The sequence below is a fragment of the Sphingobium sp. MI1205 genome (assembly GCF_001563285.1).
Classification (GTDB): domain Bacteria; phylum Pseudomonadota; class Alphaproteobacteria; order Sphingomonadales; family Sphingomonadaceae; genus Sphingobium.
Genome location: NZ_CP005188.1, coordinates 1,184,746 through 1,206,333 on the forward strand (window position 1 = coordinate 1,184,746; position 21,588 = coordinate 1,206,333).

The following is a 21,588-nucleotide window of genomic DNA, read 5'->3' on the forward strand; positions in this document are numbered from 1 at the left end:
GTCCTTTGCCGACCGAGATCCCGGCTCTCGCCGGGATGACGAGGATTGATCATGGCCCAACAACCCGAAGGCCCTTCCGTCCGATTGCTTCGCGTGGGCGAACAGGTGCGTCATGTCCTGTCCGAAATTCTCCAGCGCGGCGATGTGCATGACGATGTGCTGACCAAGCATGTCGTCAGCGTGACGGAAGTGCGCATGTCGCCTGACCTGCGCCACGCAACGGTGTTCGTGAAATCGCTGCTGGGGCAGGATGAGGAAGCGGTGCTGAAGGCGCTGCGCACCAACACCGCTTACCTCCAGCGCGAGGTGGCGACACGTATTCGCCTGAAATATGCGGCGAAGCTGAAATTCCTGAGCGATGAGAGTTTCGACGAGGGCAGTCATATCGACAAGCTGCTGCGCGATCCCAAGGTGGCGCAGGATCTGGCCGAACCTGACGAAGAGGGCTGACAGCAAGGCGGCCGCCGGGTAGGGCGCGGCCATGCACGGCTGGATCATCCTCGACAAACCCCATGGCCTTGGCTCGACGCAGGCGGTGAGCGCGGTGAAACGCGCCTTGCGGCAGAGCGGCGCGGGCAAGTGGAAGGTGGGGCATGGCGGTACGCTGGACCCGCTGGCGACCGGCGTGCTGCCGATCGCGGTCGGGGAGGCGACGAAGCTGGCGGGGCGGATGCTCGACAGCGACAAAATCTATGATTTCACGATCCGCTTCGGTGCGCAGACGGACACGCTGGACCTGGAAGGGGCGGTGATCGCGGAGAGCGATGTGCGGCCGACGATGGCGGCGCTGGAAGCTGTGCTGCCCACGTTCACGGGCGCGATCGAGCAGGCGCCGCCAGCCTATTCCGCCATATTGATCGACGGCCAGCGCGCCTATGATCTTGCCCGCGCGGGGCAGGAGGTGGAGATGAAGACGCGCAGCGTCACCATCCACTCTCTCCGCGTCCCTGCGTCTTCGCGTGAACCGGTGGAAGCCCTGGAAGAGGTGGCGCTGACCGCCCATGTGTCCAAGGGCACCTACATCCGCTCGCTTGCTCGCGACATTGCGCTGGCGCTGGGCACGGTGGGCCATGTCACCATGCTGCGACGGGTGAAGGCGGGGCCGTTCACCCTGGAATCCGCGATTTCGCTGGACAAATTGGATGATGCTGCTAGGGGCGGCGGCATCGCGCAGTGCATGCTGCCGTTGACCGCAGGGCTGGACGACATCCCGGCTCTTGCAGTCTCTCCCGATGATGCATTGGCTCTCCGACAGGGGAAGGTGCTTGTGGGGAAACCGCATACCGGCCTGATGCTGGCGATGGATGGGCAAACGCCCGTCGCGCTGGTCGAAGCCAGTGGCCCGGAAATACGGGTGGTGCGCGGCTTTAATCTCTAAATACAGAAAGGAAGCCGATGTCGATTACTGCAGAGCGCAAGGAAGCGCTGATCAAGGAACATGCCCGCGCCGAAGGCGACACCGGTTCGCCGGAAGTTCAGGTTGCGATCCTGTCGGAACGCATTTCCAACCTGACCGAGCATTTCAAGGGTCACCACAAGGATAACCACAGCCGTCGCGGCCTGTTGATGCTGGTCAACAAGCGCCGTTCGCTGCTGGACTATCTGAAGAAAAAAGATGGGGCGCGTTACACCGACCTCATCGCCAAGCTGGGCCTGCGCAAGTAAGCCTGCTATAGAAGGGACGGCCCCCCAGCGGGGCCGTTTCTGATTCTGACAGCGTGGCGTCGGGCAATCCGGCACGGCGTCATGATTCGGGGGACATTCCCCCACACCGTTCGCCCTGTTTCATCGGGTCACTTCCCGATGAAATGTCAAAGGGCATCTCTTCATTCCTGAAGAGAAGGGAAGGGCTTCGACAAGCTCAGCCCGAACGGAGGAGAGATAGGCTCTCCATTCATGGGCCATCGGCCCACCAAAGGCCCCGCCCGGCAATAGGGCCAGGCGGGCGAAGGAAAACATTATGTTCGATGTAAAGAAAGTATCAATCGAGCTGGGCGGCAAGACCCTCACGCTCGAAACCGGTCGTATTGCGCGTCAGGCCGACGCCGCCGTGCTGGCGACCTATGGCGAGACCGTGGTGCTGTGCGCCGTGACTGCCGCCAAGTCGGTGAAGGAAGGACAGGACTTCTTCCCGCTGACCGTCCATTATCAGGAAAAATATTCCGCCGCCGGACGCATTCCCGGTGGTTTTTTCAAGCGTGAGCGTGGCGCGACCGAGAAGGAAACGCTGACCAGCCGCCTGATCGACCGTCCGATCCGTCCGCTGTTCCCGGAAGGTTTCTATAACGAAATCAACGTCATCGCTCAGGTTCTGAGCTTCGACGGCGAGAGCGAGCCCGACATCGTGGCGATGATCGCCGCGTCGGCTGCGCTGACCCTGTCGGGCGTGCCCTTCATGGGCCCGATCGGCGCCGCGCGAGTCGGTTACAAGGATGGCGAGTATCAGCTGAACCCGTCGATGGACGAGGTGAAGGAAGGCGAACTCGACCTGGTGGTCGCCGCCACCGGCAATGCGGTGATGATGGTCGAATCCGAAGCCAAGGAGCTTTCGGAAGACATCATGCTGGGCGCCGTCCTGTTTGCCCATGAAGCAAGCAAGAAGGTTGTCGACGCGATCATCCAGCTGGCCGAAAAGGCCGCGAAGGATCCGTGGGAAGTCGCCAAGGGCGACGATCTGGATGACCTCAAGAAAAAGCTGAAGAAGCTGATCGGCAAGGACATCACGGCCGCTTACAAGCTGTCTGACAAGTCGGCGCGTTCGAACGCGATCAACGCCGCTCGCGACAAGGCGAAGGCGTTCTTCGCCGAGGAAGGCCTGGACGCCCAGACCGTCATGGCCGGCATCAAGCTGACCAAGAAGCTGGAAGCCGAAATCGTTCGCGGCGCCATCATCAAGGATGGCAAGCGCATCGACGGCCGCACCACCACGCAGATCCGTCCGATCGAGGCGATCGTCGGCTTCCTGCCGCGCACCCATGGTTCGGCGCTGTTCACCCGCGGTGAAACGCAGGCGATCTGCACCACCACGCTGGGCACCAAGGACGCCGAGCAGATGATCGACGGCCTGAACGGCGTCTATTATGAAAACTTCATGCTGCACTATAACTTCCCGCCTTATTCGGTCGGTGAAGTCGGCCGCTTCGGCGCGCCGGGCCGTCGTGAAGTCGGTCATGGCAAGCTGGCATGGCGTGCGCTGCACCCCGTGCTGCCCAGCAAGGACGAGTTCCCCTACACCATCCGCGTCCTGTCCGACATCACCGAGTCCAACGGCTCGTCGTCGATGGCAACTGTTTGCGGCGGTTCGCTGTCGATGATGGATGCGGGCGTTCCGTTGAAGCGTCCGGTGTCGGGCATCGCCATGGGCCTGATCCTCGACGGCAAGGATTTCGCTGTTCTGAGCGACATTCTGGGCGACGAAGATCACCTTGGCGACATGGACTTCAAGGTGGCGGGCACGGAAGCGGGCATCACCACCATGCAGATGGACATCAAGGTTGCCGGCATCACGCAGGAAATCTTCGAAGTCGCCCTGCGTCAGGCGAAGGAAGGCCGCGCCCACATTCTGGGTGAAATGAACAAGGCGCTGTCCTCGACCCGCACCGAACTGTCGGCGCACGCTCCCCGCATCGAGACGATCCAGATCGACAAGTCGAAGATCCGTGACGTCATCGGCACGGGCGGCAAGGTGATCCGCGAGATCGTCGCGGAAACCGGCGCCAAGGTCGATATCGACGACGAGGGCATCATCAAGATCAGCTCGTCCGACATCGACCAGATCGAAGCCGCCAAGAAGTGGATCCTCGGCATCGTCGAGGAAGCGGAAGTCGGCAAGGTCTATACCGGCAAGGTCGTCAACATCGTCGATTTCGGTGCGTTCGTGAACTTCATGGGCGGCAAGGACGGTCTCGTCCACGTGTCCGAAATGAAGAATGAGCGCGTCGAAAAGCCGACCGACGTCGTGTCGGAAGGCCAGGAAGTGAAGGTCAAGGTTCTCGAGATCGACCCGCGCGGCAAGGTTCGCCTGTCGATGCGCGTCGTTGACCAGGAAACCGGCGAAGAGCTGGAGGACACCCGTCCTGCGCGCGAACCGCGTGAGCCCCGTGGTGATCGCGGCGATCGTGGCGACCGTGGTCGTGGCCCGCGTCGCGACGGCGGTGATCGTGGCGGCCGTGGTGGTGATCGGGGCGGCGATCGTGGCCCGCGCCGCGACCGTGGTCCGCGCACGGAAGGCAAGGGTGGAGACGATGACGGCTCCAACGCCGGTCTGCCCGACTTCCTGACGCAGGACTGATAGTCCCGCCTGACAGGCCTGAAGAAAAAGGGGGCGTCCGTGGTTCGGGCGCCCCTTTTTCATGAAGTTTGTTTTTTTAATCTCGATCAGTTGGCGATGTGCAAACATCTGATACTGTCCGCCCCCTGAAGATGCAGGGGATGTGATGCAACGCACCAATGAGAGGTTCGTGGAGCGCTTGCCGCTTCGGCTTCGACGGCCCGCTTATGCCTATCTGTTGACGGCTCTCATTTGCGGCGCTTGCCTTGCCCTTCGGCTCATGGCGTCCAATTTCCTGCCCATCGGCTATCCCTTCGTTTCCTTCTTTCCCGCGGTCATCCTGTCAACTTTCCTGTTCGGCCTTGGCCCAGGGATTTTCGCGGCGATATTGTGCGGTTTCCTGTCCTGGCATTTCTTCATTCCATTGCCGCCAGAGGGCATATTTGACGGCGGGGTTGCCCTGGCTCTCATTTTCTACGGGTTGGTTGTGGGAATCGATATCGCGCTCATCCACCTTATGCAGCGCGCCAATTTCAACCTGGCGGTGGAGCGCGAACGCAGCCGCGCCCTGGCGGAAAATCGGGAACTGCTGTTCCGCGAATTGCAGCATCGGGTGTCCAACAACTTGCAGGTCGTAGCGGCAATGCTGTCGCTGCAACGGCGTCATGTGGATCATGAAGTGGCGGCCCGCGCGCTGGACGATGCCGCCAGCCGCCTGGCGCTGGTCGGGCGGATCAGCCGGGCGCTTTACGATCCATCGGAGGAAGGACAGGACCTTAACGCCTTCCTGACCCGATTGACCGCGGACGTTGTCGAGGCGAGCGGACGGGAGGATATCAGCGTCACGGTCGTCGCGCCCCCTGGCCTGACGCTGGAATCGCATGTCGCGGTGCCATTGGCCCTGATCGTCGCCGAGGCGGTCAGCAACGCCATCGAGCATGGGCTGCCGAACCGGGGCGGTGCGATTACCGTTACGCTGGAGGATATGAGCGGTACGCTGTCGTTGGAAATCGCCGACGATGGAAAGGGGATTTCGCCCGACTTTGAAATCGACAAGGGCAGTTCACTGGGCCTCAGAATAGCGCAGGCGCTGGCCGCGCAACTCAGCGGGCAGTTCGCCCTGCACCCCCGGCCAGAAGGGGGCGCGATCGTCCGGTTGGACCTGCCCGCGCAGGCGCATTGACAGGATCAAACGCGCGACCGCCATTCTGCCGCTTGGCGAGCGCCATTCGCTCCGCTATGACCCGCCCATGCTGACGAAAACCATGACGCGCATCGGCGCGGCTACCGCCCCGTTTCTGCTTGCCGCCCTGCTCGCCGGCTGCTCCACGTCGAAGAACAAGGCCGACACCCAATATGTCGCGCGGGACGTGTCCACGCTGTACAATGCGGGTAAATATCGGCTTGATAGCGGGCAGTACAAGATGGCGGCGGCCCTGTTTGACGAGGTGGAGCGCCAGCATCCCTATTCGCCATGGGCGCGCCGCGCGCAGCTGATGTCGGCGTTCAGCTATTATATGAACCGCGATTATAGTGAATCGATCGCGGCGTCGCAGCGGTTCCTGGCGATCCATACCGGCAACAAGGACGCGCCCTACGCCTATTATCTGATCGCGCTCTGCTATTATGAACAGATTGCGGACGTCTCGCGCGACCAGAAGATCACGCAGCAGTCGCTGGATGCGCTGGGCGAACTGATCCGCCGTTATCCCCAAACGCGCTACGCCGCCGACGCCCGGCTCAAGCTGGATCTGGTCAACGACCATCTGGCGGGCAAGGAAATGGAAGTCGGCCGTTTCTACCAGCGTCGTGGCCAGTGGCTGGCGGCGACGCTGCGCTTCCGCACCGTGGTCGACAAATATCAAACGACGACCCACACGCCCGAAGCGCTGGAGCGTCTTGTCGAAAGCTATCTCTCGCTCGGCATTCCCGAGGAAGCGCAGAAGGCCGCCGCCGTGCTGGGCCGGAATTATCCCGGTTCGGAATGGTATGAGCGGTCCTACAAGCTCATGCGGGAACATGGCGGAAAGGCGTAATGGGGCACTTACCGTCGTCCCAGCGAAAGCTGGGATCTCGTGCCGCAAGGTTCGGCCCGGCGGCCTGAGACCCCAGCTTTCGCTGGGGTGACATTCCTGGGGTCCGAAGCTTGCTGACCAACCTCTCCATCCGAAACGTCGTCCTGATCGAAGCGCTGGACCTGGAGTTCGGTGCGGGATTGGGCGTGCTGACGGGGGAAACGGGCGCGGGCAAGTCGATCCTGCTGGATTCGCTGGGGTTGGCGCTGGGCGCGCGGGCGGACAGCGGGCTTGTGCGCAGCGGGGAGCCGCAGGCCAGCGTCACCGCGACCTTCGACATTGCGCGCGCGGATCATCGCGCGGTGGAACTGCTCGCCGATAACGGCATCGAGCTGGAAGCGGGCGAGCCGCTTATCATCCGGCGCACGCTCAAGGCTGATGGCGGCAGCCGCGCCTTCGTCAACGATCAGGCCTGCTCGGCGGCGCTGCTGCGCGAGCTTGGCGGCACGCTGGTTGAGATTCACGGGCAGCATGATGATCGCGGCCTGCTGAACCCGCGCGGGCATCGTGCGCTGCTCGACGCCTATGGCCGCTGCGATAATGGCGCGGTCGGCCGGGCCTATCTGGCGTGGCGCGCGGCGGCGGAGCGGCTGGCGGAAAGCCGCGCGGCGGTGGAAGTCGCGGCGCGCGACCGCGATTACCTGTCCCATGCAGTGGAGGAGCTTTCCCGCTTCGCGCCCGAACCGGGCGAAGAGGCGGCGCTGGCCGAGGAGCGCGCGACGATGCAGAAGGGCGCGCGGCTGTCCGACGATCTTTCGGCGGTGACGGACTGCCTGACCGGGTCGGACGGGGGCCTTGCCCAGCTGCGGCAGGCGGCGCGGCGGCTCGACCGGATCGTCGGCGAATATGAGCCGCTTGCCGAGGTGCTGGCGGCGCTGGACCGCGCGGTCATCGAAGCGGATGAGGCAGAGGAAAGGCTGGCGAGCGCGGCCGAGGCGCTGAGTTTCGATCCTGCAAGGCTCGACACCATCGAAACGCGGCTGTTCGACCTGCGCGGGCTGGCGCGCAAGCATCAGGTCGCGGCTGACGAACTGGCGGGCCTGCGTGACGAAATGGCGGCGAAGCTGGCCGCGATTGAAGGCGGGGAGGAGCATCTCGCGGCGCTGGAGGCGGAAGTTGCCGCGAGTGCGCAGGCCTATCGTCAGGCAGCGCAATTGCTGTCGGACCAGCGCAGGGATGCGGCCGCCCGGCTGGATGCGGCGGTTGCAGGCGAACTGGCCCCGCTCAAGCTGGACGCCGCCCGCTTCCGCACCGTGGTTGCCCCGCTCGATGAGGGGCAATGGAGCGCGCAGGGCATGGACCGGGTGGAGTTTGAGATTTCCACCAACCCCGGCGCGCCCTTCGCGCCGTTGGTGAAGATCGCTAGCGGCGGCGAGCTGTCCCGCTTCATCCTGGCGCTGAAGGTCGCGCTGGCGGAACGGGGCGGGGCCGACACGCTGATCTTCGACGAAATCGACCGGGGTGTCGGCGGCGCGGTGGCTTCTGCCATCGGTGACCGGCTGGCGCGGCTGTCGCAGGGCAACCAGATATTGGTCGTGACGCACAGCCCGCAGGTAGCGGCGCGGGGGGCAGGACACATGCTGATCGCCAAGGCGAGCGCCAGCGAGAATGGGGGCATGGTGACGCGCACCGGCGTCCACGCGCTGACTGATGGTGAACGGCGCGAGGAGATTGCGCGCATGCTGTCGGGCGCGGAGATCACGGCGGAAGCGCGGGCGCAGGCGGAGCGGTTGCTCGACGCATAGGCTTGGCTGACGACCGGCGCGCGAATCGCTTTCGTCCGTGCGCGAGCCAAGGCTATGGAGGGCGGATGACTGATCCCAAGCCCATGACCGAAGCCGAAGCGGCCAATCGCCTGATGCGTCTCGCCAGGGAGATCGCGCGGCACAACCGGCTTTATCATGACCAGGATCAGCCGGAGATTACCGACGCCGCCTATGATGCGCTGATCCGCGAGAATAATGCGCTGGAGGCGGCTTTTCCGCAGCTGATGCGCGCGGATTCGCCCAACGCGCAGGTCGGCGCAGCGCCCACTTCGGGATTGAAGAAGGTGCAGCATGCCGTCCGCATGATGAGCCTGGACAACGGCTTTTCGGACGAGGACATTGCGGAGTTCATCGCGCGGGTACGGCGTTTTCTTGCGCTGGCCGAAGATGCGCCGGTGGCGCTGACGGCGGAGCCGAAGATTGACGGGCTTTCCTGCTCCCTGCGTTACGAGAAGGGCGAATTGCGGCTGGCTGCCACGCGGGGCGATGGGACGACCGGCGAGGATGTGACCGCCAATGTCCGCACCATCGCCGATATTCCTGAGCGCCTGACCGGCTCCAATATCCCCGACCTGTTCGAGGTGCGGGGCGAAGTCTATATGGCGAAGGCCGATTTCGTGGCGCTGAATGCGCGGCTGCTCAGCGAGGCGGACGACCCGGAAAAGGCGCGCCAGTTCGCCAATCCGCGCAATGCGGCGGCGGGATCGCTGCGGCAGAAGGACGCCGCCGTGACCGCCAGCCGCCCGCTGCGCTTCCTGGCCCATGGTTGGGGGGAGGCGAGCGGCCTGCCAGCGGAGACGCAGCTTGGCGTCATGGAGGCGATAGGCGGATGGGGCCTGCCGGTGTCCGACCGCCTGACGCGGGTTGAAACGCTGGACGCGCTGATCGCCCATTATCGCGCCATCGAAGCCGCGCGAGCCGATCTGCCCTTCGACATTGATGGCGTGGTTTACAAGGTGGATCGGCTGGACTGGCAGCAGCGGCTGGGCTTCGTCGCCAAGGCGCCGCGCTGGGCGATCGCGCATAAATTCCCCGCCGAACGGGCGCAGACTACGCTGGAGGCGATCGACATTCAGGTCGGGCGCACCGGCAAGCTGACGCCGGTGGGGCGGTTGACGCCGGTGACGGTCGGCGGCGTGGTGGTGTCCAACGTCACGCTTCATAATGCCGACGAGATTGCGCGGCTGGGCGTACGGCCAGGCGACCGCATCGTGGTGCAGCGCGCAGGCGACGTCATCCCGCAGGTGGTCGATAATCTGACTCGGGATGAGGCGCGGGCGGCGTTCAATTTTCCCGATCACTGCCCGGTGTGCGGGTCGGAAGCCGTGCGCGAGGAGGGCGAGGTCGATATCCGCTGCACTGGCGGGCTGATCTGCGGGGCGCAGCGGTTCGAGCGGCTGCGGCACTTTGTCAGCCGGGGCGCGCTGGATATCGAAGGGCTTGGCGAAAAGACGATCCAGGAGTTTCTGGACCTGGGCTGGATCGCCGAGCCTGCCGACATTTTCCGGCTGAAGGCGCATCGCGCCGCGCTGCTGGAGCGCGAGGGGTGGAAGGAGAAGTCGGTCGATAACCTGTTCGCCGCGATCGAGGCGAAGCGGGAGCCGGACGCGGCGCGGCTGCTCTTTGGGCTTGGCATCCGCCATGTCGGGGCTGTGACGGCGCGGGATCTGCTGAAACGCTATACGAACTTGCCCGGCATCAGGGCGCTGGCGGAGCAGATCATCGCCCTGCGTGACGCGACGGTTCGGGCTGAAGGCGAGGAAGAGGCGCGTTTCCGCAACCGGCTGGACAAGGGGATTGCCGAGATGATTGGTGTGGAAAATGTCGGGTCGGCGGTGGGGCATGCGCTGGCCGATTTCTTCCATGAGCCGCATAATCGCGATGCGTGGGACGACCTGTTGTCGCAGGTTGCGCCGCCCGATTATGTGGTGGAAACGACCGCCAGCGCGGTGACTGGCAAGACGGTGGTCTTTACCGGCAAGCTGGAGACGATGAGCCGCGACGAGGCCAAGGCGCAGGCGGAACGGTTGGGTGCGAAGGCGGCTGGATCGGTGAGCGCCAAGACCGACCTGGTGGTGGCAGGGCCGGGCGCTGGATCAAAGCTGAAACAGGCGGCGGCCCTGGGGATTGAGGTGATTGACGAGGCGGCTTGGGCCGAGATCGTGAAAGCGGCGGGGTAGGGGGCGAGCGGTGACGCCATGCTCCCTAGAGAGCATGAGCATGGCGTGCTGCTGTCACTCGGCGTTTTCCAGCTTGTCCTGCGTCCGCGTATCGAAATCGCTGGCGTCGTGGCGCTCGTGCAGCTGTTCATTGAGCGGGCCGCTTGTGCGGTTGACGATCCGGCCGCGCTTGACGGCGGGGCGGGCGTCGACCTGCTTTGCCCAGCGCATCACATTGGCATAGCTTTGGACGTCCAGAAATTCTGCGGCGCCAGCATAGGTCCGGTCCAACGCAACCCCGCCATACCAGGGCCAGATCGCGATGTCGGCGATGCTGTAATCATCGCCCGCCACATATTCATGATCGGCAAGCTGGCGGTCCAGGACATCCAGTTGCCGCTTTACCTCCATCGCATAGCGGTTGATGGGATATTCGAACTTTTCAGGCGCATAGGCGAAGAAATGCCCAAAGCCGCCGCCCAGCAGCGGCGCGCTGCCCATCTGCCAGCACAGCCATGAAAGCGTGGCGGCGCGCCTGGCCGGATCGGTCGGCAGGAAAGCGCCGAATTTCTCCGCAAGATAGAGCAGGATCGCGCCCGATTCGAACACGCGCTGGGGCGGCGAAACGCTGTGGTCCATGAGAGCCGGGATCTTGCTGTTCGGATTGACGGACACGAAACCGCTGCCGAACTGATCGCCGGATCCGATGTTGATCAGCCACGCATCATATTCCGCGCCCTGATGCCCGGCGGCCAGCAATTCCTCCAGCAGGATCGTCACCTTCTGGCCGTTGGGCGTGCCAAGGGAATAGAGTTGCAGGGGATGGCGGCCGACCGGCAGTTCCTTGTCATGCGTTGGTCCCGCAAACGGTCGGTTGATATTGGCAAAGGCGCCGCCATTGTCCTTGTCCCATGTCCAGACGCGGGGCGGAGTATAGCTGTCGGTCATTCGGCAAAGGCTCCCATGTTGAGATCGCATTGCAAGTAAGAGGCGCAAGAGGACGCCGCAACCGCTGGCCGTGAAGAGCCGCATGATCGGCGGCGAAAGCGCTGGTCGCAACAAAACCGCAAGCTGGCGCTGCCATGGTGACAAATGCCGTCCTGGCGCGCACAACCCGCCGGGCTCTTCCACAACGGAAGAGTGCAGGAAAAATTTCTGCATGCGATCCCTTGACCGATAAATTTGCAGTTCCATATTCCGCCACGCTGGCACTCTTTGAAAGAGAGTGCTAACAGCGCATGGTTCACTAGGGAGAAGGATCAGGTGTGGCGGATTCGTTCGGGAAAGCCCGGCGATCGCGCGCCGGACCCATCCCAACCAGAGGGAAAGGCAATCAACATGGCATTTCGTCCGTTGCATGACCGCGTTCTCGTCCGCCGCGTAGAGGCAGAAGAGAAGACCGCGGGTGGCATCATCATCCCCGACACCGCCAAGGAAAAACCGCAGGAAGGCGAGATCGTCGCTGTCGGCACCGGCTCGAAGGCCGAAGACGGCAAGGTGACGCCGCTGGACGTCAAGGCTGGCGACCGCATCCTGTTCGGCAAGTGGTCGGGCACCGAGGTCAAGGTCGATGGTGAAGACCTGCTGATCATGAAGGAATCGGACATTCTGGGCGTTGTCGCCTAAGCCGATCACTGATGTCATCCCGGCGAACGCCGGGGTTTCAGGCCTTTAAGCGCGGCGTCAAGCCGCACCAGATCCCGGTTTTCGCCGGGATGACGGAAAAGGAATAGAAGACATGGCTGCAAAAGACGTAAAATTCTCCCGCGACGCTCGTGAGCGCATCCTGCGCGGCGTCGATATCCTGGCCGACGCGGTCAAGGTGACCCTGGGCCCCAAGGGCCGTAACGTCGTCATCGACAAGAGCTTCGGCGCGCCCCGCATCACCAAGGACGGTGTTTCGGTCGCCAAGGAAATCGAACTGAAGGACAAGTTCGAGAATATGGGCGCCCAGATGGTCCGCGAAGTTGCCTCGAAGACCAACGACATCGCCGGTGACGGCACCACCACCGCCACCGTTCTTGCCCAGGCGATCGTTCGCGAAGGCATGAAGTCGGTTGCCGCCGGCATGAACCCGATGGACCTGAAGCGCGGCATCGATCTTGCCGTCACCAAGGTTGTCGAGGACCTCAAGGCGCGTTCCAAGCCGGTTGCCGGCACGAAGGAAATCGCCCAGGTCGGCATCATTTCGGCCAATGGCGACACCGTCGTCGGCGAGAAGATCGCCGAAGCGATGGAGCGCGTCGGCAAGGAAGGCGTGATCACCGTCGAGGAAGCCAAGGGCCTCGAATTCGAGCTGGACGTCGTTGAAGGCATGCAGTTCGACCGCGGCTACCTGTCGCCCTACTTCGTGACCAATCCGGAAAAGATGGCAGTCGAACTGGCTGACCCCTACATCCTGATCCACGAAAAGAAGCTGTCGAACCTGCAGTCGATCCTGCCGATCCTCGAAGCCGTTGTTCAGTCGGGCCGTCCCCTGCTGATCATCGCTGAGGATATCGAAGGCGAAGCGCTGGCGACCCTGGTCGTCAACAAGCTGCGTGGTGGCCTGAAGGTCGCTGCGGTCAAGGCTCCTGGCTTCGGCGATCGCCGCAAGGCCATGCTGGAAGACATTGCCGTCCTGACCAAGGGCGAAGTGATTTCCGAAGACCTCGGCATCAAGCTTGAGAACGTGACCCTGGGCATGCTCGGCACCGCCAAGCGCATCACCATCGACAAGGACAACACCACCATCGTCGATGGCGCCGGTGACGCCGACGCGATCAAGGGCCGCACCGAGCAGATCCGCGCTCAGATCGAGACCACGACGTCCGATTATGACCGTGAAAAGCTGCAGGAGCGTCTGGCCAAGCTGGCTGGCGGCGTGGCCGTCATCAAGGTTGGTGGTGCTTCTGAAGTCGAAGTCAAGGAGCGCAAGGATCGCGTCGATGACGCGCTGCACGCAACCCGCGCAGCCGTTGAAGAAGGCATTGTCCCCGGTGGCGGCACGGCCCTCCTTTACGCAACCAAGGCTCTGGAAGGCCTGAAGGGCGTGAACGACGACCAGACCCGTGGCATCGACATCATCCGCAAGGCAATCGAAGCGCCGCTGCGCCAGATCGCCCAGAATGCGGGCGTTGATGGCGCCGTTGTCGCCGGCAACCTGCTGCGCGAGAATGACGAGACCCAGGGCTTCAACGCCGCGACCGACACCTATGAGAACCTCGTCGCTGCTGGCGTCATCGACCCGACCAAGGTCGTGCGCGCTGCTCTGCAGGACGCCGCTTCGGTGGCCGGCCTGCTGATCACGACCGAGGCGACCATTGCCGAACTGCCCGCCGACGACAAGGCGCCGATGGGCATGCCCGGCGGTGGCATGGGCGGCATGGGCGGCATGGACTTCTAAGTCCTTCGCTCAGTCGAAAGAATATGGGCCGGTGGAGCGATCCACCGGCCCTTTTCTTGTCCGCGCGCTGACGCGTGACGGGAAGGCTGAAGACCCCTCTGCGAGCTGATTTTAAGGGTCCATTTTGGAGATCTTTGTCGGCGCGAATTTACCAAATGGAAATCATGTTTCGCCAAGGATGGCGAGGACGTGTCACCCCTCTTCCGCCATTGGAGCGCAAAATTGCGCGCGCGCCTCGCGCCGGATACTCAGCAAAGCGCTGAGGTGCAGGATAGTCTTGTCAGATCGCTTTACGCGTCGCCCGCATCGTTGATGATCGGCGCGGTGGCCGGCGGAGCACTCAGCTTCGTGGTCGCCTATCACGCACAGCGCGCTGAAATCAGCGCGATTGCGGTGTTGATCTTCCTGGTCGCGCTCAGCCGTTCGGTGTCGGCGGTCTATTTCCAGCGACAGTTGGCGCATCAGGATGGTCCAACCCAGCCGATCTGGGGGCTTGCCTATGAACTGGGCGCCTGGGGATATGCGGCGCTGCTTGGCCTGCTCGCTTTCGCAACGCTCACCATGACCGAAGATGCGTCGCTGCACATATTGAGCGTGTGCCTTGTCGCCGCCTATTCCGGCGGCATCGCGGGGCGTAATGCAGGCCGGGTCCATATCGCCATCGGCCAGACCTGCTTTGCCCTGCTGCCCACATCCCTCGGCCTCTGTATAGCGGGCGGACTTGGTTATTGGGTGCTGGCGACCATGTTGTTCCTGATGATCTTCGCCATGGCGGAGATTACGCGGACGACCCACCGGATCGTCGTTGAAGCGTTGCAGGGCAAATATGAAAAGTCCCAGCTGGCGACCAAGTTCGAACGGCTGGCGCGATTCGACAGTCTGACGGGGGTCGAAAATCGCATGGCGATGCAGATGCGCCTGCGCGATCTGTTCGACAGGCGGCAATCCGACCGGGACGCAATGGCGGTTTTCTGGATGGACCTGGACAGGTTCAAGGAGATCAATGACTCCCTGGGCCATATCATCGGCGACCAGTTGCTCTGCACGGTCGCCGCGCGGCTTTCGCATGCGCTGGATGACCGTGGCCATGTCGCGCGCTTTGGCGGCGATGAATTCATCCTGATCTGCCCAGGGGCCGACAGCGCCATTGCCGAGCAGATTGCGGCCGACATCATGGCCGAATTTGTCCATGATTTCGACGTCAGCGGCTATCACCTGACCGTCACCGCTTCGATGGGCATTGCCGTCGCGCCTGATGACGGGCGTGGCAGCGAAGAGTTGCTGCAGCATGCCGACATGGCGCTTTACAAGGCCAAGCATGACGGCCGGAACCGCCATGCCAGGTTCAGTTGGTCGATGAAGGAGCGACAGAACCGGACTTATGAACTGGAAATGGGCCTGCGCACAGCCATGGCCAATGGCGAATTGCTGCTGCATTATCAGCCCATCTTCGACACCGTGACGGGCAAGATCGCGATCTGCGAAGCGTTGATGCGGTGGGACCATCCCGTGATGGGACGCATTTCGCCCGCCGAATTCATACCGATCGCCGAAAGCAGTTCGTTGATCGAGTCGATCACAGCATGGGCGCTGGAGCAAGCCTGCCGCGACGCCATGCACTGGGAAGATCATGTTCGGGTCGCCGTCAACATCTCACCCGCACTCATCAAGAGTGACGGGTTGCCGCGTGCCGTCATCGCGGCGTTGCTGGGATCGGGCCTGAAGGCGCGCCGACTGGAACTGGAAGTCACCGAATCCATCTTCCTGGAAGATAGCGGCCGAACCAGCCTGATCCTGTCGGAATTGCAGCGGATCGGACTGCGGCTGGCGCTGGATGATTTCGGGACCGGCTATTCCTCGCTCGGCTATCTGCGCGACTATGCGTTCGACACGCTCAAGGTCGATCAGAGCTTCATGCGCGGCGTGGGGGAAAGCGGGCGCGATCGCGCGATTGCGCAGTCGGTCGCCTATCTGGCGCACTCGCTGAACGTCGAAACGGTGGCGGAAGGCATCGAAACCGAAGAACAATTGCGTTACGCCCGCGAAATGGGCTTCAGCAATGTTCAGGGCTTCGTGCTGAGCAAGCCCATGACCGCCCACGACCTGCTTGAAATGATGGGCAAGATGAAGCGGGACAGAAGCGACGTCGTGACCTTGATGAAGGACCGGCGCCGCGCCTGAATGACCGCCTATTTGGTCAGGCGGGTTTGAGCGGATGCCAGCCGACGCATCAGGCGCAGATCCTTGGGATCCAGCTTGAGCGCGGTCGCCGCCCAGTTTTCCACGATGTCCTTCAATTCGGCATAGTCGAGCGGATCGACCCGGCGGCCGGCTTCGAACACGCCGACATGACCCGCATGATGCGGGCGGTTGCCGCGAATATAGTCGCGAACGGCCTGCTCACCCTCGCCATCTTCGGCAAGAATGGTGACGATGCCCATGTCATACATTTCCTCGGCGGTATAAACCTTGCCGGAAAGGATCATGCGCTCCGCCATGCGGCGTCCCAGTTTGCGGGCGAGGATCGAGTAGGCGCCCATGCCCGGAAACAGGCCGAAGAGCATTTCGGGCAAGCCAAAGCGAGCGCTGCGTTCCGCCACCACCACATCGAAGCAGAGCAGCGCCTCAAACCCGCCGCCCAGCGCATCGCCCTGCGCCAGCGCGACGGAGATGAGCGGCATGTCGGCGTTGCGCCAGGCACGATGCACGACATCAATGCAGGCGTGGCCATATTTGACGAGGCCGGGCAGGTCGCCTCTTTCGATACAGGCCGCGAAAAGTTCAAGGTCGCCACCGAGGTTGAAAACGCCCGGAAAGCGTGACCCCAGCACCATATATTTGAGCGGCAAGGCGCCGTCGTCAAACAGGCGCTTCGACTCTGTTTGCCACAGCCGAATGTCTCGCAGCATGGGCAAGTTATAGTTGGGCCGATTCGCCGGGGTCATGAACGCCCACAGCGTGTCGATGGATTCATCCCAGCTGACATCGATCTGTCCAAGATCGAACAGCATCGACTGGCTACCGTCCCGCCCCTGCGGCGTGCTTTCCGTAACGGTAAATCCATGAATGTCGTCATCAGGCAGATGCACTGACGAAACGTCCTCCACTTCGTCACGCGCCGGATTAAACCGTCCGGAATCAGTCATCTGTGCCCCCGCATTTTGGTCAGTGCCGAGGAAAACAAGATTAGCTCGCGGATGCAACCGGGGCTGGACGAAAGCGGGGAGCATTAACCCTTTTTATCCCATACTGTTGCTGCTAAGTCGCCGCAAAATCACGAAATCTATGGTTAACGTTGCATTAATACAACAAGCGCACTTAACCGCAAAACATGAGCGAGGGGTTGCAGGGCTTTGTTAACCTTTATTAATTACGTTGCTGTGCATGGATAGACATCGCACCGATCCCCAGATTGTGACGCTGCTGCTTCATGACGAAGAGGGGGAAAGCTGGCGCCTGCATCTGGCGGCCGACTGCCTTTGCTTCATCGGCAATTACCGCCGCGTGAAAGGTTTCGACATTGACGCGGTCGTCGCTTTCGATGGCGTGCGCAAGGCCGGCTGACCTCTCGCACCTGCTGTAGGTTGGGGAAGCCGCCGCGCGGCTTTATCAAAAAAAGCGGTTCTCACTTGTCCGCGCGATGCTCTAGAGCGCGCAGCGTGACTCAATCCCGCTTTTCCTTCGCCATAGCCGCTACCGACGGCAAGGCTCGCACCGGCACGATACAGATGCGCCGGGGCGAGATAAGAACACCCGCCTTCATGCCGGTTGGTACCGCCGCCACCGTCAAGGCCATGCGCCCCGCCGAAGTCCGCGCGACGGGCGCGGACATCATCCTTGGCAATACCTATCATCTGATGCTGCGCCCCGGCGCAGAGCGTGTTGCGCGGCTGGGCGGGCTGCATGGTTTCATGGGCTGGGATCGGCCCATATTGACGGATAGCGGCGGCTATCAGGTGATGAGCCTGTCCGCCCTTACCAAGTTGAGCGAGGAAGGTGTGGCCTTCGCCAGCCATATCGACGGGTCGCGCCATATGCTGACGCCCGAACGGTCGATGGAGATACAGCGGTTGCTGGACAGCGACATCGTCATGGCGTTCGACGAATGCACGAAAAATGGCTGCACCCATGACGAAGCGGCGCATAGCATGGAGCGGTCGATGCGCTGGGCGAAGCGGTCGCGCGACGGCTTTGACGAAGGGGGGGAACATGCCGAGCGGGCGGCGCTTTTCGGTATCCAGCAGGGTTCATTGAATCCAGACCTGCGACGCGTATCAGCGGAGAAGCTGATCGAGATCGGTTTCGATGGCTATGCGGTTGGCGGCCTGGCGGTGGGCGAGGGGCAGGAGGCGATGTTCGGTTGCCTCGACTATGCGCCGGATATGCTGCCGCAGGACAAGCCCCGTTATCTGATGGGCGTTGGCAAGCCGGATGACATCGTCGGCGCGGTGGAGCGGGGGATCGACATGTTCGATTGCGTCCTGCCGACCCGCAGCGGGCGCAATGGCCAGGCTTTTACCTGGGCAGGGCCGCTGAATATCCGCAATGCCCGCTTTGCCGAGGATATGTCGCCGCTCGATCCCCGCTGCACCTGTCCTGTCTGCGGAACATGGAGCCGCGCCTATCTGCATCATCTGGTGAAGTCTGGCGAAATGCTGGGCGCGATGCTGATGACGCAACATAATATCCATTTCTACCAGTCGTTGATGCAGTCGATCCGCGACAGCATCGCGCAAGGGCGCTTCGCGGCCTTCTCGGCGGATTTCCGGCGCGATTATCAGCGGGTTTGACGATCAGGGAACGACGGTGATGGCGATGGAATAATCGCCTGTCGCCTCATCATGCTCCAGCGGCGCGCGCAACTGGCGCGACAGGCCGGTGAGCACCCTGCCGTAGCGCTCCGCAATGCGGTCCCTGATGGCGTCCGATCCGCGCAGTGCGGGGGAGCTGACGTGAAGGATCGCGCGGTCCTGCCGTCCCGGTTCCAGTTGCACTGAAATGCGCATTGCCGCCTGCGGGTCTGACAACATTGCCAGTTCCACCAGTTCTGTCAGCAGGAAGGCTATGGGCACAGCGACGTCCTGGCTGATATGCAGATTGTCGCTGTCGATCTGAATACCGAAACGGCGCGCTTCCGCTGGAGCCGTGCTGCGCAGGCTGGCGGACAATTCGCTGACCAGCGATCGGACGCCGACGCCGCGATGCTCCTCCAGTTCGGCATAGTGATTGCGATGGACGACCGACAGCGCATCGACCCGGCGCTGGATGGAAGCATAGGCCTCGACCGCTTCGGGCTCATGCGCTGCGCGGGCATGCAGGCTTATGAGGCTGGCGATGATCTGAAGGTTGTTTTTGACGCGATGATGAACCTCGCGCGTCAGCTTGCGCTGGGTTTCCAGCCCCTCCGCCATTTCCGCCTCGTGAGTGGCCACATCCTCGCTGATCGCGCGAAAGGTTTCGCCAAGCGCGACGATCTCTTGCGCGGGCGTGCGGATCCGGCGCATCGGCTCCAGCACTTCGCCCGGATGATAAGCGGCGACCGTACGGCGAAGAACCACCAGTGGACGGATGAGCAGGCGGTTGACCACGAACCATCCGATCGCTGCGGCCGCGAACCACATCACCAGCGGCAGGAACAGCGAAAGCATGCGCGCCAGCGTGACCGGCGGATCACGCAGCGTCATGGTGAGCAGAATGTCGGGCGGGTCGAGCCGTGCGGACAAGCTGGTGCTGTGCCCCTCGGGATCGTCGATCGGGCGACTGACGACGAGCAGCCGATCGCCCTGCTGCAAGCTCAACTGACGATTTTGCAGCGCGGTCGTGGGGCTGGTGATCGCTGCCAGATAGGCACGTGAATAATAGGCAAGCGCGACGATCTGGTCGTTGCTGCTGATGATGCGGCTGACCAGATAGCCCGAACCAGGCAGCAGCTGCGCGGGCGCCTTGTCGAACCGCGCGGCGGGGGTGAGTCCAGCCGGTTCGGGGCGCGACGCCCCGCATACGCGCCGCCCGCTGCGGTCGTAGATATAATATCGACCGCCTTCGCGATCATGCGACTTCAGGAAAGCCGAAAGCCGCCGACATAAGTCGGGGCCTTCACTGCCCGTGGACAGCGCATTGGCGGTCAGCATCAGGGCCATCCTGTCCGACGCCAGATCGGCCGTCAGCTTGCGCGCGCTCTGCGTCACGGACACCCGGAGAAGCGCTTCCTTTTCCAGGTCGGCGGTTCGGATCGCCTGAAGGGAGGCGATGAGCGCAATCAGCCCCAGCGGCAGCAACGCGAGCGTCAGGATGAGGAACATCTTGATGCCGGTGGAATGGATGAGGCTGTTCAGGCTGCGCATGAGCAATCAACTATAGGGGACGGGGAGCGCCCCGGTCATGCGATAGTCAAGATTTCAGGGCGAGGATCAGAGGAGCAATGTCCACCGGCCGGATCGCGGCGGCGAGGAGCCGCTCCGCCAATCTGCCAATATCGAAAAGCACCAACCTGACCTCCGCCGGTCCGGTCAACGGCGTTGACCGTAAATCACGCTAATCCAGCTTTCGAAGAAGGTCGAGCATTTCGGACGGGATGTCTTCATCCACCGCGCTCTTGTAGACCGAGCGCAGGGCATTCGCGACCTGCCCTTCGTCCTTGGCGGGAGACGCGCGGCGTTTGCGCGGGGCACTGCCACTCACGCCCGAGTCCGGGGTGTTGGCGCCGACATCTTTCCTGTCCCCTCCTTTCACAGCCCGTTCCGTCGTTGAAGCAACCAAAATACGCCCCTCTGCAACGCTAGCATAGCACCCAGCTTTTCTCTTGCGACTTTCCCACGCGGCGTCAATCGACCGCCCCGCAGCTTACGGCACCAAATTCGATATCATTAAAAAACGAACGGCTGTGAAACAAATCTCTTTGTCGTTGGTTCCGTTGGCCGAAGCATTTTTTGCCGTTTACCTGACGGCAGCTGTAAGGGGCGGGGGGCTTGCCACATCGGCATTGCCAATCCATCCTTCTGCTCGGCGAGTGTTTCATGACAACGCGCCCTATGGGCTGGGAGAAGATTTACCAATGTCGCTTGGACAGCAATTGCACCCTCATCTTCCTTTTCTGCGCCGTTATGCCCGCGCCCTGACGGGCAGTCAGGCGCATGGGGACGCCTATGTCCGCGCGACGCTGGAAGCGATCGTGGCGGCGCCCGAAGAGTTTCCCGCCGACGTCGATCCGCGGCTGGGCCTTTACAAAACCTTCCATGCCATCTGGTCCTCGTCGCATCTGGAAGACAGCCCCATGCTGTCGGCCGGTGACGGACAGGAAGCGGTGGCGCAGGCCAGGCTGGCCCGATTGACGCCATTGCCGCGCCAGGCCTTGCTGCTGACCGCGCTGGAAGGCTTCACTATCGATGACGTCGGCTATCTGATCGGACTGGATCCGACGGACGTGGAGGCGCTGGTCGAAGAAGCGCTGAGCGAGATAGAGGCGCAGACCCGCGCCAAGGTGCTCATCATCGAGGACGAGCCGATCATCGCGATGGATATCGAAACGATCGTGCGCGATCTGGGGCATGAGGTGACCGCCATCGCCGTGACGCGCGAAGATGCCGTGCGCGAAGCGATGGCCGAACGTCCCGGTCTGGTGCTGGCCGACATCCAGCTGGCCGACGATTCCAGCGGCATTGATGCGGTGAAGGACATATTGGCCGAGTTTTCGGTTCCCGTCATTTTCATCACCGCATTCCCCGAACGGTTGCTGACCGGCGAGCGCCCGGAACCCACTTTCCTGATCACCAAGCCTTTCCAGCGATCGACGGTGAAGGCGGCGATTTCCCAGGCCCTGTTCTTTGACGAGGCGACGGCGCCGGCCTGAGCCGGATCGTTCAGCTTTCAGAAAAGACTGTGCAGGTATCGGAACCCTGACCATCCCGCCGCGTTATTCAGGCGTAACGATCGG

18 protein-coding genes are annotated in these 21,588 nt (G+C 62.6%); 14 read left to right on the forward strand and 4 right to left on the reverse strand.

Annotated elements, in window-relative coordinates:
- Positions 1–51 precede the first annotated feature (51 nt).
- The 8 genes from rbfA (at position 52) to ligA (ending at position 10,291) form a co-directional block, all read left to right on the forward strand.
- The gene (gene rbfA, locus K663_RS05690) at positions 52–450 is read left to right on the forward strand and encodes a 30S ribosome-binding factor RbfA (protein ID WP_037462016.1); all 399 of its coding nucleotides are present in this window, start codon (positions 52–54) and stop codon (positions 448–450) included.
- 31 nt (positions 451–481) lie between these two features.
- Positions 482–1,378, forward strand: a complete 897-nt coding sequence (truB, locus tag K663_RS05695; RefSeq protein WP_062115225.1) for a tRNA pseudouridine(55) synthase TruB — start codon at positions 482–484, stop codon at positions 1,376–1,378.
- A gap of 17 nt (positions 1,379–1,395) precedes the next feature.
- Positions 1,396–1,665 (forward strand): 30S ribosomal protein S15, encoded by a 270-nt coding sequence (gene rpsO, locus K663_RS05700; protein ID WP_022681215.1) that lies wholly within the window; start codon positions 1,396–1,398, stop codon positions 1,663–1,665.
- Positions 1,666–1,960: 295 nt separating this feature from the next.
- The gene (gene pnp / locus K663_RS05705) at positions 1,961–4,291 is read left to right on the forward strand and encodes a polyribonucleotide nucleotidyltransferase (RefSeq protein ID WP_062115228.1); all 2,331 of its coding nucleotides are present in this window, start codon (positions 1,961–1,963) and stop codon (positions 4,289–4,291) included.
- Positions 4,292–4,436: 145 nt separating this feature from the next.
- On the forward strand, positions 4,437–5,453 hold the full coding sequence (locus K663_RS05710) for a sensor histidine kinase (protein WP_062120409.1): 1,017 nt from the start codon (positions 4,437–4,439) through the stop codon (positions 5,451–5,453).
- Between the two features lie 67 nt (positions 5,454–5,520).
- Positions 5,521–6,306: an outer membrane protein assembly factor BamD gene (locus K663_RS05715; RefSeq protein ID WP_062115231.1), complete on the forward strand. Its 786-nt coding sequence runs from the start codon at positions 5,521–5,523 to the stop codon at positions 6,304–6,306.
- 110 nt (positions 6,307–6,416) lie between these two features.
- Complete coding sequence (gene recN / locus K663_RS05720) at positions 6,417–8,090, forward strand: DNA repair protein RecN (protein ID WP_062115233.1); 1,674 nt, start codon at positions 6,417–6,419, stop codon at positions 8,088–8,090.
- A 65-nt stretch (positions 8,091–8,155) separates the two neighbouring features.
- Positions 8,156–10,291, forward strand: coding sequence for an NAD-dependent DNA ligase LigA (ligA, locus tag K663_RS05725; protein WP_062115236.1), 2,136 nt, complete (start codon positions 8,156–8,158; stop codon positions 10,289–10,291).
- A gap of 54 nt (positions 10,292–10,345) precedes the next feature.
- On the opposite strand, the gene yghU is transcribed toward ligA, so the two are convergent.
- Positions 10,346–11,218, reverse strand: a complete 873-nt coding sequence (gene yghU, locus K663_RS05730; RefSeq protein ID WP_062115239.1) for a glutathione-dependent disulfide-bond oxidoreductase — start codon at positions 11,216–11,218, stop codon at positions 10,346–10,348.
- Between the two features lie 390 nt (positions 11,219–11,608).
- On the opposite strand from yghU, the gene groES reads away from it, so the two are divergent.
- The 3 genes from groES to K663_RS05745 all read left to right on the forward strand — a co-directional run bounded on the left by groES (position 11,609) and on the right by K663_RS05745 (position 15,836).
- Complete coding sequence (gene groES, locus K663_RS05735) at positions 11,609–11,896, forward strand: co-chaperone GroES (RefSeq protein ID WP_022681207.1); 288 nt, start codon at positions 11,609–11,611, stop codon at positions 11,894–11,896.
- Between the two features lie 112 nt (positions 11,897–12,008).
- Positions 12,009–13,655, forward strand: coding sequence for a chaperonin GroEL (gene groL / locus K663_RS05740; protein ID WP_062115242.1), 1,647 nt, complete (start codon positions 12,009–12,011; stop codon positions 13,653–13,655).
- Between the two features lie 189 nt (positions 13,656–13,844).
- Positions 13,845–15,836 carry a putative bifunctional diguanylate cyclase/phosphodiesterase gene (locus K663_RS05745; protein ID WP_062115244.1) on the forward strand — a complete coding sequence of 664 codons (1,992 nt, stop codon included), beginning with the start codon at positions 13,845–13,847 and terminating at the stop codon, positions 15,834–15,836.
- A gap of 8 nt (positions 15,837–15,844) precedes the next feature.
- On the opposite strand, the gene K663_RS05750 is transcribed toward K663_RS05745, so the two are convergent.
- Entirely contained in the window at positions 15,845–16,801 is a 957-nt protein-coding gene (locus K663_RS05750) for a crotonase/enoyl-CoA hydratase family protein (protein WP_062115247.1), read from the reverse strand.
- 238 nt (positions 16,802–17,039) lie between these two features.
- On the opposite strand from K663_RS05750, the gene K663_RS05755 reads away from it, so the two are divergent.
- Together K663_RS05755 and tgt are read left to right on the forward strand one after the other, a co-directional pair.
- A complete protein-coding gene (locus tag K663_RS05755) occupies positions 17,040–17,219 on the forward strand; it encodes a hypothetical protein (RefSeq protein ID WP_062115250.1) in 180 nt (59 codons plus the stop codon).
- 95 nt (positions 17,220–17,314) lie between these two features.
- Positions 17,315–18,445: a tRNA guanosine(34) transglycosylase Tgt gene (gene tgt / locus K663_RS05760; protein ID WP_062115253.1), complete on the forward strand. Its 1,131-nt coding sequence runs from the start codon at positions 17,315–17,317 to the stop codon at positions 18,443–18,445.
- A gap of 3 nt (positions 18,446–18,448) precedes the next feature.
- On the opposite strand, the gene K663_RS05765 is transcribed toward tgt, so the two are convergent.
- Together K663_RS05765 and K663_RS24285 are read right to left on the reverse strand one after the other, a co-directional pair.
- A complete protein-coding gene (locus K663_RS05765; protein ID WP_235589528.1) occupies positions 18,449–19,999 on the reverse strand; it encodes a sensor histidine kinase in 1,551 nt (516 codons plus the stop codon).
- A gap of 190 nt (positions 20,000–20,189) precedes the next feature.
- Entirely contained in the window at positions 20,190–20,336 is a 147-nt protein-coding gene (locus K663_RS24285) for a NepR family anti-sigma factor (protein ID WP_158511156.1), read from the reverse strand.
- A 373-nt stretch (positions 20,337–20,709) separates the two neighbouring features.
- Between K663_RS24285 and K663_RS05775 the strand changes: the two genes are divergently transcribed.
- Complete coding sequence (locus K663_RS05775; RefSeq protein WP_062115259.1) at positions 20,710–21,504, forward strand: response regulator; 795 nt, start codon at positions 20,710–20,712, stop codon at positions 21,502–21,504.
- The last annotated feature ends 84 nt before the right edge of the window (positions 21,505–21,588 follow it).

Coding starts and splice junctions, on each gene's coding strand:
- truB (WP_062115225.1), top strand. CDS start 482: ATGCACGGCTGGATCATCCTCGACAAACCCCATGGCCTTGGCTCGACG.
- ligA (WP_062115236.1), top strand. CDS start 8,156: ATGACTGATCCCAAGCCCATGACCGAAGCCGAAGCGGCCAATCGCCTG.
- K663_RS05715 (WP_062115231.1), top strand. CDS start 5,521: ATGCTGACGAAAACCATGACGCGCATCGGCGCGGCTACCGCCCCGTTT.
- pnp (WP_062115228.1), top strand. CDS start 1,961: ATGTTCGATGTAAAGAAAGTATCAATCGAGCTGGGCGGCAAGACCCTC.
- rpsO (WP_022681215.1), top strand. CDS start 1,396: ATGTCGATTACTGCAGAGCGCAAGGAAGCGCTGATCAAGGAACATGCC.
- groES (WP_022681207.1), top strand. CDS start 11,609: ATGGCATTTCGTCCGTTGCATGACCGCGTTCTCGTCCGCCGCGTAGAG.
- groL (WP_062115242.1), top strand. CDS start 12,009: ATGGCTGCAAAAGACGTAAAATTCTCCCGCGACGCTCGTGAGCGCATC.
- K663_RS05775 (WP_062115259.1), top strand. CDS start 20,710: ATGTCGCTTGGACAGCAATTGCACCCTCATCTTCCTTTTCTGCGCCGT.
- K663_RS05750 (WP_062115247.1), bottom strand. CDS start 16,801: ATGACTGATTCCGGACGGTTTAATCCGGCGCGTGACGAAGTGGAGGAC.
- K663_RS05765 (WP_235589528.1), bottom strand. CDS start 19,999: ATGCGCAGCCTGAACAGCCTCATCCATTCCACCGGCATCAAGATGTTC.
- yghU (WP_062115239.1), bottom strand. CDS start 11,218: ATGACCGACAGCTATACTCCGCCCCGCGTCTGGACATGGGACAAGGAC.
- rbfA (WP_037462016.1), top strand. CDS start 52: ATGGCCCAACAACCCGAAGGCCCTTCCGTCCGATTGCTTCGCGTGGGC.
- K663_RS05755 (WP_062115250.1), top strand. CDS start 17,040: ATGGATAGACATCGCACCGATCCCCAGATTGTGACGCTGCTGCTTCAT.
- K663_RS05710 (WP_062120409.1), top strand. CDS start 4,437: ATGCAACGCACCAATGAGAGGTTCGTGGAGCGCTTGCCGCTTCGGCTT.